General features: G+C 59.8%; 11 protein-coding genes. 8 read left to right on the plus strand and 3 right to left on the minus strand.

Annotated features, from left to right (window positions below; genetic code table 11):
• Positions 1 to 35: 35 nt before the first annotated feature.
• The 6 genes from FW764_RS07885 to FW764_RS07910 all read left to right on the plus strand — a co-directional run bounded on the left by FW764_RS07885 (position 36) and on the right by FW764_RS07910 (position 4,280).
• Positions 36 to 1,172: a TIGR03364 family FAD-dependent oxidoreductase gene (locus FW764_RS07885; protein ID WP_446433442.1), complete on the plus strand. Its 1,137-nt coding sequence runs from the start codon at positions 36 to 38 to the stop codon at positions 1,170 to 1,172.
• Complete coding sequence (locus FW764_RS07890; RefSeq protein ID WP_446433443.1) at positions 1,169 to 1,762, plus strand: phosphonate degradation HD-domain oxygenase; 594 nt, start codon at positions 1,169 to 1,171, stop codon at positions 1,760 to 1,762. The genes FW764_RS07885 and FW764_RS07890 overlap by 4 nt, the downstream gene beginning before the upstream one ends.
• 59 nt (positions 1,763 to 1,821) lie before the next feature.
• Positions 1,822 to 2,373: a hypothetical protein gene (locus FW764_RS07895; protein WP_446433444.1), complete on the plus strand. Its 552-nt coding sequence runs from the start codon at positions 1,822 to 1,824 to the stop codon at positions 2,371 to 2,373.
• A 111-nt stretch (positions 2,374 to 2,484) separates the two neighbouring features.
• Positions 2,485 to 3,075 (plus strand): hypothetical protein, encoded by a 591-nt coding sequence (locus tag FW764_RS07900; RefSeq protein ID WP_446433445.1) that lies wholly within the window; start codon positions 2,485 to 2,487, stop codon positions 3,073 to 3,075.
• On the plus strand, positions 3,063 to 3,638 hold the full coding sequence (locus FW764_RS07905; protein ID WP_446433446.1) for a hypothetical protein: 576 nt from the start codon (positions 3,063 to 3,065) through the stop codon (positions 3,636 to 3,638). The genes FW764_RS07900 and FW764_RS07905 overlap by 13 nt, the downstream gene beginning before the upstream one ends.
• A 114-nt stretch (positions 3,639 to 3,752) precedes the next feature.
• A complete protein-coding gene (locus tag FW764_RS07910) occupies positions 3,753 to 4,280 on the plus strand; it encodes a hypothetical protein (RefSeq protein WP_446433447.1) in 528 nt (175 codons plus the stop codon).
• A 3-nt stretch (positions 4,281 to 4,283) separates the two neighbouring features.
• Here the strand turns inward: FW764_RS07910 and FW764_RS07915 are convergent, their stop codons facing one another.
• Entirely contained in the window at positions 4,284 to 5,651 is a 1,368-nt protein-coding gene (locus FW764_RS07915) for a DUF3482 domain-containing protein (RefSeq protein ID WP_446433448.1), read from the minus strand.
• Entirely contained in the window at positions 5,644 to 7,023 is a 1,380-nt protein-coding gene (locus tag FW764_RS07920; RefSeq protein ID WP_446433449.1) for a DUF2868 domain-containing protein, read from the minus strand. The genes FW764_RS07915 and FW764_RS07920 overlap by 8 nt, the downstream gene beginning before the upstream one ends.
• A gap of 69 nt (positions 7,024 to 7,092) precedes the next feature.
• Here FW764_RS07920 and FW764_RS07925 point away from each other — a divergent pair, with 69 nt between their 5' ends.
• Positions 7,093 to 7,605 carry a dihydrofolate reductase gene (locus FW764_RS07925; protein ID WP_446433450.1) on the plus strand — a complete coding sequence of 171 codons (513 nt, stop codon included), beginning with the start codon at positions 7,093 to 7,095 and terminating at the stop codon, positions 7,603 to 7,605.
• 104 nt (positions 7,606 to 7,709) lie between these two features.
• On the opposite strand, the gene FW764_RS07930 is transcribed toward FW764_RS07925, so the two are convergent.
• Positions 7,710 to 9,101: an L-cystine transporter gene (locus FW764_RS07930; protein WP_446433451.1), complete on the minus strand. Its 1,392-nt coding sequence runs from the start codon at positions 9,099 to 9,101 to the stop codon at positions 7,710 to 7,712.
• Positions 9,102 to 9,342: 241 nt separating this feature from the next.
• Here FW764_RS07930 and FW764_RS07935 point away from each other — a divergent pair, with 241 nt between their 5' ends.
• On the plus strand, positions 9,343 to 10,401 hold the full coding sequence (locus tag FW764_RS07935; RefSeq protein ID WP_446433452.1) for a haloacid dehalogenase-like hydrolase: 1,059 nt from the start codon (positions 9,343 to 9,345) through the stop codon (positions 10,399 to 10,401).
• Positions 10,402 to 10,620: the final 219 nt, after the last annotated feature.

Raw genomic sequence — 10,620 nt, forward strand, 5'->3', positions numbered from 1 at the left:
TCCCGATAGCGGTCTCGACTTCAGGACATCACTCCATGACACACCACAGCGATCTGCTGATTATCGGCGCCGGCATCCTCGGCCTATCCCACGCCTATGCGGCCGCCCGGCGAGGCCTCAAAGTCAAGGTGTTCGAGCGTAGCGCCACGCCGCTGGGCGCCTCGGTGCGCAACTTCGGGCAGGCATTGGTCACTGGCCAGCCGCCGGGGCCGATGCTCGACCTGGCCCAGGAAAGCCGCGATATCTGGGGGCATTGGGCACAGGTGGCCGGGCTGCAACTCAAGTGTAATGGCTCGTACCTGTTTGCGCGTACCGAGGCGGAGGAACATCTGCTGGAGGCCTTCTGCGCCGGTCGCGCACGCGCACACGGCTACAACGTCGAGCTGCTGCAAGGTGCGGCGATGCAGGATTTATATGGCGGCCAGTTTCGCCATCACCGCGCAGCGTTGCACGGCAAGGATGATCGACAGCTCTATTCACGCGAAGCGATCCCGACGCTGATCAACTACCTGAGCCAGGAGCTGAACGTCGAGTTTCACTTTTCCACCCTGGTACGCGACGTTGAACCGGGCCATTTGCATAGCACGGCGGGCAGCTTTCGCGCCGAGCAGATCATTGTCTGCTCCGGCCATGACTACCAAACCCTGCTGGCCGAAGCGATCAGCGAACTCAACCCGAGTATCTGCCGCCTGCAAATGCTGCGCGCGCGGCCTGCAATCGGCCTGAGCCTGCAACACGCGTTGCTCACGGGGCTGAGTTGCGTGCACTACGGTGCTTTCGCCGACCTGCCGGAAGCGGCGCCGGTGCAGGCGCAGATCCTGCGCGATGCGCCGCATCTGCAGGCGCATGGGATTCACCTGCTGATCAGCCCTACGCCTCATGGCGAACTGATCATCGGCGATTCCCATGACTATGGCAGCGACGCCTCGCCGTTCAACGCCGAACAGATTGATGACTGGCTGATCGAACTGGCGGAGCAGACGCTGGGTTGCAGGATCCAAGTGGTGGAGCGCTGGCAGGGCGTTTACGGTTCACGCGGCCCGGCACCGTTTTCATTCCTGCGCGCGGCGCCGGGCGTGAGCGCGGCATTGATGCACAGCGGCGTAGGCATGAGTGTGGGGCCGGCAATGGCCGAACGAAATATCACTGCATTGTGGGGCGCGGCGTCATGAACGAAGAGCAGGTGATTGCCGAAATATTCGCTTTGTACGAGCAGCACGGCACGGCCGATTACATCGGCGAGCCGTTGTCGCAGCTCGAACATATGTCCCAGGCCGCGCAGTTGGCGGTGGCGGAAGGCTTTGATGATGAAGTGGTCCTGGCGGCGTTTTTCCACGACATCGGCCACCTCTGCGGCCAGGGCGGCGAGAACATGGCCGGTTATGGCGTGGTCAGCCATGAGCGCCTGGGCGCGGACTATTTACGTCGCGCGGGCTTCAGTGAACGCATGGCCAAACTGGTGGAGTATCACGTGCAAGCCAAGCGCTACCTGACCTTCACCCAGCCGGACTATTACGCCCGCCTGAGCCAGGCCAGCCGCCACACCCTGGGTTACCAGGGTGGCGTGATGACGGCCGAAGAAGCTCACGCCTTCGAGCAAGACCCGCTCTGCGAGGTCAGCCTGCGCATGCGTCACTGGGATGAGCAGGCCAAGGACATGCACGTGCCGGTGTTGGACCTTGAACCGTTGAAAGCAATGGCACATCGTCTGCTCATAGCCGGTAGCGTGAATTCATACACGCAGCCCGGAAGCAGCGGCTAGCAAGGTTTTCGTCTGGCTTATTACTCTAATGCGACTTCAGCCACGCAAGAGAGTATGTGATGCGTTACTTGAAAGCGACCGCCCAGGATCGCAGCGGTAATGGGAGGGCCGATATGGTCGTCCTGCAGATTTTTGAGCTGGCTCCCAGCGAACCTGACGAAATGATTCATGAAGCGGTGGCCATCGACATCACCGCTGACGGTGCCGCCGATATTCTGCTGCCAGGAGATATCAATCGCGACGGCTGTAAATCGGCGGAAGATAAGGCGCTGCTAAAGCGTTTTACCGACACTTACCTGAAGCTGAACTGGTTCAATTGTGGCGACACCTGGGGGAGGTATATGACGATACGCGTCATACACACCGCCAAGAGCGGTGCGCCCAATGCGATTCAACTCAGCTTTTATGAATGCAGCGCGTCACGCGGCAAGCGCACTCTGGTCTACACCGCATCAGGCTATGACGGCGATAGCGATGGGGTGTTTGAGTCATTCACGAACAGCGACCTTGACCGCAACGGCATCGCCGACCACAGCGACAAGGCGGCCATCAAAGCCCTGTGCAATGTCTTCCTGGCGCTTGTTCAAGAGGGGGCGGCTTGGCGTCATTAAGCTCACGCGTTGATGAGTTGCCAATTCCTACCGCCTTGGCAGAAGTCGTACGCTAGTGGGCCAATAGGGCTTCAATTAGCGTAGGGGTCTGTTCTTTAAATGAGAGACCCCATGCGCTATTTAAAAGCTACCGCCCAGGACCGCAGCGGCAATGGTATGGCCGACACGGTCATTCTGCATTTTTATGAGCGCCACTCCGCCGGCGTTGACGAGTTAGTTCATGAAGCTGTGGCAGTGGATATGGATGCCGATGAGGTCGTGGACTTTCAGTTCGCCGGTGACATCAACGGTGACGGCAAAAGTGATGTCCTTGATAGCTGGTTGCTCAAGGCGTTTGCCAATACGTTCTTGAAACTGAACTGGTTTAACGAGGGCGAGCGTTGGCGGCGCACGCTGGCCATCGTCGCGATTCAGAATGAGGCAAAAGACCCTCCCAGCGGCGTGCAGTTGAATTTCCTGGACCGCCGCAGCCCGCTGCGCAAACCCATCCTGGCCTACCAGGCCGCTGGCGCCGATGCCGACGATAACGGCGTATTGGAGTCATTCAGCGCTACCGATGTAGACCGAAACGGTGTCGCTGACAAAACCGACAAAGCGCTAATCCGATCCATGTGCAACACCTTTCTCGCGCTCAAATGGTATGACCAGGCTCGTCCGAGTTTGAGTGAGCACAAACCAGGAGTAGACCAATGCGTTATTTAAAGATTTTTGCCCAGGACCGAACAGGGGCTGGTCAGGCGGATACTGTGTTGCTTCAGTTCTACCAGAGCACCCCTGGTATTCAGGACAGCTTGATCAGTCACGCGGTGGCCTACGACTTCCCGACTGATGGGAAAATCGACTACTGCAGAGGGGATGTGACGAATGATGGTCGGGAAACCCGGCTCGATAAAGTGTTGCTGGACAAGTTTGCCGCTGCCTATTTGAAGCTCAACTGGTTTAGCCCCGGGACTTCATCAAAACGCTACATGAAGATTTTTTCCGAAGACTTCTACAAGGACGGCACACCCGACACCGTGCGTCTGCACGTGCAGGAAGGGACGGGGGTTATTAACCCGCACACGCTGGTCGCCTGGAATGCCGCTTATGATTTTGATAACGACGGAATGCTCGAATGGAACATTCATTTTGATATCAACCATGATGGCGTGATCGACGACGTTGACCAGCGTTTGGTCCAGCAGTTGGCTGAGCTCTATCTGCTGTTCAATTGGCACGAGCCTGAAGCCTTTGAGGTCAAGGTCGTGGATATCCCGGCCTCGTGAACGGTGAATGTTCGCCTGTCGTCGTTTCTTACTTGATGCGGCGCCAGTAGTACCTGTGATCAGGCCCTGGACAGCACTATGTTTGGGGCCTGGTTTTTTATTGAGGCAGTACCTATGCGTTATTTGAAAGTGGTCGTGCAAGATCGTAGGCAAGACGGCCAGGCAGACACTGTGAAGCTTAACTTTTTTCAACGAGACCCGGATCTACCCGACGAATTGGTACACGAAGCCGTGGCGTTGGACAGCACGGCCGATGGCGCGGTGGACTTTCAGTCGACCGGGGATATTGACTTTGACGGGGCGTCGACCCTCAAGGATCGACGGTTGCTCAAGACCTTTGCCAACCATGCACTGAAAATCAGTTGGTTGAATAAAGGTGAGACGGCGGGCCGCTCAGTCAACTTGTATGTCAGTCGTTATGACGAACTTGGCGTAGCGTTGGAGGTGCGGTCGGACTTTTATCAGCGCCACACCAAGGTGGCGCGAGAGACTCTGGTATATACCACGACGGTATGTGATCGAAATGCTGACGGTATTTTGGATCCGCTTGGATACGATGATCAGTTCGAATTGTTCGATACCGTGGATCAACAAACCATCCACGCCATGAGCAAGTTGTACCTGAAGTTCAACTGGCACTAAGCATCAATCATCCTTGAGTTCCTGCGCCAGCGTTTGAATCTGCTCCTGGCGTTCGGTCTGGCTCAGCTTCGGCTGCGGGTTCAGGGACGACCATTGCGGATAGGCGCGGGCCTTGTTCAACGCATCGGGCAGCTTGCCTTCACGCCAGGTTTTGTCCTGAGGCGTGTCGACTTTGATGCTGTGCATCGCCGCATGCCCGCGTAGGTTGAGGGCCTTGAGCAATTGGCGTTGGCGCAGGGCGAGCAGGCGCAACACGCTGTCGTCCACGGTCAGCTCGCGGTGGCCCTTGAGCTTGCCCAACAGGCGGCTGCCATAGCTGCGCGCGGTTTGCAGCGCACCACCGGCAATCGCACCGGCAATCGCGGCAGCGCCGAGGGTCAGGCCGCCGACCAGCAAGTCCACACCGGCGCCGGCCGCTGCGCCTGCAGCAATGCCGCCACCGACGCGCACGCCGAGTTGCTTGAGGGTTTGCGGGTTGAACAGGTCATCGCCCCAGCGGCCATCCAACAGCGGCAAGTCGCTGGCGGCGGCATCCTGTGAGCGAAAGCCGAACAGTTTGAGCAGGGCATCCACGCATTTTTGCTCGCGTTGGCGTACGGCTTTGCGCAAGTCGCTGATGGCTTGTTGTTCATCTTCGGTGACCACGCTGCGTCGGCATGCGGCGCAGTCGATCAACAGTTCGGCGATTAACCGCGCGGCGCTTTGCTGGCGTGCCTGGCGTTGGGCCTCCTGGTCAAGAATCAAGCGCTCCAACTGCGGCCGCGCATTCTCCAGCAGCAGGGCCAGGCTTTCATACAGGCGGCGCTCACCGTCTTGCGGCGGCGCCACGCTGTCGAAGCGCACCAGCGCGTGCAAGCCTAGGCGGGCCAAGGCTTCGCGCCAGTCCGGCTCGCGGTGGTCGCGGCTGCTGACGAAGTTAAGCACCGGCAACAACGGCTTGCCGCAACTGGCGAGCACTTGCAGCTCGTCGCGGTACTTGGCGAGCACCGGCTCGCGGGCGTCGATCACATACAGGCCGGCGTCGGAGGTCAGTAACTGGCGCAGTACCTTGGCCTCCTGTTCGAAACGCTGGCGCGCCTCGCTGCCTTCCAGGAACCGCGCTAAGCGTGCGGGGCCGTCCAGGCGTTCGCCGGGGCGGTCCAGACGCTCCAGGTAATCAAGCAGGGCGATGGCGTCTTCCAGGCCGGGCGTGTCGTACAGCTCCAGCAAGGCTTCGCCATCGACCGATAAGCGTGCCCCCTCGACATGCCGCGTAGTGCTGGGGCGATGGGACACTTCGCCGAAACCGACATCCCGCGTCAGCGTACGCAGCAGTGAAGTCTTGCCGACATTGGTATGGCCGACCACGGCGAGTTTCAGCGGTTTAGTCATGACCGGTCTCCAGCCACGTGAGCGGCGCGCAATCGGCGAAAGGCAATTCAAGCTGTTGCAGCGCAGCGTGCCAATCGCCTAGGCGTTCGGCGTCCAGCGCCTGGCCGGATGGCGCTTGTAGCAGCCATACGCGGGTTACCGTGGCGCTGCGTGCCAGCTCGGCGATCAACGCCAAGCTGCCGCGATCCGGCGAGCGGCGCGGGTCGCAGGCGATGGCCAGTCGCGCAGGCGGGAAGCGCGTGAGCTGTTCCAGCAGCTTGTTGCGCGATTCGCGGCTGTCGAGGATGCCAGCGTTTTTAACGCCGGCTGGCAGCCTGGGTGGCCAAGCGTGCTGGTCGTCCAGTTCGATAGCCACCAGCAGGGCGCCGTCGCTTTCCAATTCGCTGACACCGCCGTTGACGTGGTGCAGCTGTTCGGGCGCGGCATCGTTGACGCCGAGCCGCTCGCTGCTCGGCATCAGGCGTTCGCGTAACTGGCTGTAGCCGGGCAGGTTGAGGTCCAGGCGCAGGGCGGCACGCCCGCGTTTCCAGCGCCACAGGCACAGCAGCGCGAGCATCAACCGGGGCAGCAGGCCGTAGACCAGTAGCACGCCCACCAGCCAGGCGGCCCAGGCTTGGCGCGCGCTTTCGACATTCAGCGCAGAGTCGCCACTGGCGCGGATCATCTCAACCGTCGGCACGTTGAACCCCAGGAAGGCGGGCAGGCTGCCGAGGGCTTGGGTCACGGCGACAAAGGTGTCTGCACCGAGGATGGTGGTTTCCCACACAAAGCCGTAGCGCCGGGTGGCCAACAGCGTGAGTAGAATCACCATGGCACTGAGCAACGCCAGCAACCACAGGCTGTTGACCATCACGCCCACCGCCCAGCGATTGAGTTTCTGGCGTTGCAGCAACAATAGTAATGCTGGCGCCAACTGGGCGGCCTTGGCATCCCGGGCGAGCTTTTCACTCAGCCACAGCCACAGGCGGCCGAGGCTGGCGCTGTGTTCGCCGGCAAACAGCAGGCCCAGGGCCCAGCTCAGCAGCAGGATCAGGTTCAAGCCGAGCAGACTGCCCAAGGCCCAGAACACGTTAACTGGAACCAAGCCGTTGCCCAGTGCGGCAAACGCCAGTCCGGCGCCACTGATCAACGCGACCACTGCCAACAGCACCAGCGCCAAGCGGGCGCCTTGCAGCCAGCGGGTCAGGGCTATGGTCAAACCGTCGCGTTCGGCCAGGTGCAGGGCGCGTTGCTGGATGCGCGTCGGCAGGTCTCCACCGGCCGTGCGGGCCAGGCGGTTGGCTTCCTGGTCTTCCAGGGGACCTGCGTGTTCTTCACGCAGGCGCACGGTTTCCGTCAGCCAGAGTTTGTGCAGGGGGTTCAGTGCAATCACGCGCCGTCCTGTTGAGCAAGTAAGGTTGGAGCATAACCGCAGACTCGCAGCTCTGGTATTCTCGTCGCCATGAAAAAAACTCTCCCTTTAAGCCTGATCGCAGCCCTCGGTGAAAACCGCGTGATCGGCGTCGACAACAGCATGCCCTGGCATTTGCCGGGGGATTTCAAATATTTCAAGGCCACCACACTCGGCAAGCCGATCATCATGGGGCGCAAGACTTGGGATTCCCTGGGCCGACCGTTGCCGGGGCGCCTGAACCTAGTGGTTAGCCGTCAGACCGATTTGGTGCTGGAAGGTGCACAAGTGTTTCCGTCACTCGATGCGGCGGTCGAAAGGGCTGAGGCCTGGGCGCTGGAGCAGGGCGTGGATGAACTGATGCTGATCGGCGGTGCGCAGTTGTATGCGCAGGGGCTGCAGCAGGCGGATCGCCTGTATTTGACGCGGGTCGCGTTGAGCCCGGAAGGCGATGCGTGGTTTCCCGAGTTTGATACGCAGCAGTGGAAGCTGGTTTCAAACCTGGAGAATCCAGCTGAAGGTGACAAGCCGGCGTATAACTTCGAAGTCTGGGAAAAAGCCTAAGAGCAGCGCAGGCAAGCCCGCTCCCACACTTGACCGAGTTTCAACATCATAATGGTCAAAATGTGGGAGCGGGCATGCTTGCGAAGGCGGTCTAACAGGCGCTGCTAAACCTGCGCTATCTCGGCATGCTCATCGGCATTCAACAGCACTTTATCCGTCTGCCCCATGATCTGGCTGGTAATCGCACCCGCCGTCATCGAACCGTTCACGTTCAGCGCCGTACGGCCCATGTCGATCAGCGGCTCAACCGAAATCAGCAGCGCCACCAGTGACACCGGCAAGCCCATCGCCGGCAGCACGATCAACGCGGCAAAGGTTGCCCCGCCGCCTACGCCCGCCACACCGGCCGAGCTCAAGGTCACAATCGCCACCAGTGTCGCGATCCACAGTGGGTCCAGCGGGTTGATGCCCACGGTCGGCGCAACCATTACCGCCAGCATGGCCGGGTAGAGACCGGCGCAACCGTTCTGGCCGATAGTTGCGCCAAACGAGGCGGCAAACCCGGCGATGGATTGCGGGATACCCAGGCGACGTGTCTGCGCTTCAATGCTCAGCGGGATGGCGGCTGCGCTGGAGCGGCTGGTAAAGGCAAAGGTCAGCACCGGCCATACCTTGCGCAAGAAGCGCAGCGGGTTGACCCCAGCCAGCGACAGCAGCACGCCGTGCACCACAAACATCAGGCCCAGCGCCAGGTACGACACCACCACAAAACTGCCGAGCTTGATGATGTCTTGCAGGTTGGAGCCGGCGACCACTTTGGTCATCAGCGCCAGCACGCCGTACGGCGTCAGCTTCATCACCAGGCGCACCAGGCGCATCACCCAGGCTTGCAGCGTGTCGATGGCATTCAGCACTTTCTGGCCTTTTTCAACATCGTCCTTGAGCAGTTGCAGCGCGGCAACCCCAAGGAACGCTGCGAAAATCACCACACTGATGATCGACGTCGGCTTGGCGCGCGCCAGGTCGGCGAACGGGTTGGCCGGCACGAATGACAGCAGCAGTTGCGGGATATTCAGGTCGGCAACCTTGCCCGCGTAGTCACTCTGGATCACTTGCAGGCGCGCCATTTCCTGCGTGCCGGCCACCAGGCCTTCGGCGGTGAGGCCGAACAGGTTGGTCAGGCCGATACCGATCAGCGCCGCGATTGCCGTGGTGAACAGTAGCGTGCCGATGGTCAGGAAGCTGATCTTGCCCAGCGACGAGGCATTATGCAGGCGCGCCACGGCACTGAGGATCGAGGCGAACACCAGCGGGATCACGATCATTTGCAGCAACTGCACGTAACCATTGCCGACCAGATCAAACCAACTGATCGAGGCCTTGAGCACCGGGTTACCGTCGCCATAAATAGTGTGCAGCGCCGCGCCAAACAACACGCCGAGCACCAGTGCAAACAGGACCTTTTTAGCGAGGCTCCAGTGGGTGCGACGCGTTTGTGCCAGGCCCAGCAACAGGGCCACGAACACCAGTAAGTTGAGAATCAGGGGCAGATTCATTGAAGCTCCGTTGAGAAGGCAGCCAATCGCGTGAGCCTGCGATTGCGAACCGGAAATCCTATCAGCTTGAAATATATTGATTTAATACCAATATGGAATGGTGACTGTCGTTTTTGGAATAAGCATTTGGCGCTTAGGCACATGCCCTTGGCGCAATCACGACGCCAGCGGTCGCGCTCGGGCGATAACTGTCACACAGATTTGTTAGCGTCGATGTCTTTAACTCAGGGAGAAAACGCTTATGAAGTTCGCGCCAACCTTACTTGCCGCTGCCTTCTGCTTCGGCCTTGTCAGCCAGGCATTTGCCGCCACCGAGTTGAAGCACTGGCCGGCGCCAGCCGCCGAGCAACTGAACAAGATGATCGCCGCCAATGCCAACAAGGGCAACTTCGCGGTGTTCGACATGGACAACACCAGTTACCGCTATGACCTCGAAGAGTCCCTGCTGCCGTACCTTGAGAACAAGGGCCTGATCACCCGCGAGACCATGGACCCTTCGCTCAAACTTATTCCCTTCAAAGACACCGCCGACCACAAAGAAAGTCTATTCAGCTATTACTATCGCCTCTGTGAAGTCGACGACATGGTCTGCTACCCGTGGGTCGCGCAGATTTTCTCCGGTTTCACCCTCAAGGAACTCAAGGGCTACGTCGACGAAATGATGGCGTCGGGCAAGCCGGTGCCGGTCACTTACTACGAAGGTGATGTGGTCAAGAACATGGAGGTCCAGCCACCCAAAATTTTCACCGGCCAGGCTGAGCTCTACAACAAACTGATGGAAAACGGCATTGAGGTCTACGTGATGACCGCCGCGTCCGAGGAACTGGTGCGCATGGTGGCGGCCGATCCGAAGTACGGCTACAACGTCAAACCCCAGAACGTCATCGGCGTGAGCACCTTGCTCAAGGACCGCAAGACCGGCGAGCTGACCACCGCACGCAAACAGATCGCCGCCGGCAAATATGACGAGAAGGCCAACCTCGGCCTGGAGTTGACCCCGTACCTGTGGACGCCGGCGACCTGGATGGCCGGCAAGCACGCGGCGATCCTCACCTATATCGACGAGTGGAAAAAACCGGTGATCGTTGGCGGTGATACACCCACCAGCGACGGCTACATGCTGTTCCACGATGTGGACGTGGCCAAGGGCGGCATTCACCTGTGGATCAACCGCAAAGACAAATACATGACCCAACTCAACGGTATGATGGCCAAGCATGCAGCTGCGCAAGCCAAGGAAGGGTTGCCGGTGACGGCGGACAAGAACTGGGTGATCGTCAAGCCAGACGAGATTCAGTAAGAGCGAGGTGCCTGCTTCGCGAGCAAGCCCGCTCCCACATTCGACCGCATGCTTATGTTGGAACACGGTCAAGTGTGGGAGCGGGCTTGCTCGCGAAGGCGGTGTGTCAGGCAGTACAGATGTTGACTGGCTAACCGCTATCGCAGGCAAGCCAGTTTCCACATGTAATCTTCAGTGATTTGGCGAGTTAGCCAGGCAAAAAAATGCCCCGCACGTGGC

The sequence above is a fragment of the Pseudomonas sp. 1152_12 genome, from assembly GCF_052850675.1.

Coding starts and splice junctions, on each gene's coding strand:
- FW764_RS07885 (WP_446433442.1), top strand. CDS start 36: ATGACACACCACAGCGATCTGCTGATTATCGGCGCCGGCATCCTCGGC.
- FW764_RS07890 (WP_446433443.1), top strand. CDS start 1,169: ATGAACGAAGAGCAGGTGATTGCCGAAATATTCGCTTTGTACGAGCAG.
- FW764_RS07895 (WP_446433444.1), top strand. CDS start 1,822: ATGCGTTACTTGAAAGCGACCGCCCAGGATCGCAGCGGTAATGGGAGG.
- FW764_RS07900 (WP_446433445.1), top strand. CDS start 2,485: ATGCGCTATTTAAAAGCTACCGCCCAGGACCGCAGCGGCAATGGTATG.
- FW764_RS07905 (WP_446433446.1), top strand. CDS start 3,063: ATGCGTTATTTAAAGATTTTTGCCCAGGACCGAACAGGGGCTGGTCAG.
- FW764_RS07910 (WP_446433447.1), top strand. CDS start 3,753: ATGCGTTATTTGAAAGTGGTCGTGCAAGATCGTAGGCAAGACGGCCAG.
- FW764_RS07915 (WP_446433448.1), bottom strand. CDS start 5,651: ATGACTAAACCGCTGAAACTCGCCGTGGTCGGCCATACCAATGTCGGC.
- FW764_RS07925 (WP_446433450.1), top strand. CDS start 7,093: ATGAAAAAAACTCTCCCTTTAAGCCTGATCGCAGCCCTCGGTGAAAAC.
- FW764_RS07930 (WP_446433451.1), bottom strand. CDS start 9,101: ATGAATCTGCCCCTGATTCTCAACTTACTGGTGTTCGTGGCCCTGTTG.
- FW764_RS07935 (WP_446433452.1), top strand. CDS start 9,343: ATGAAGTTCGCGCCAACCTTACTTGCCGCTGCCTTCTGCTTCGGCCTT.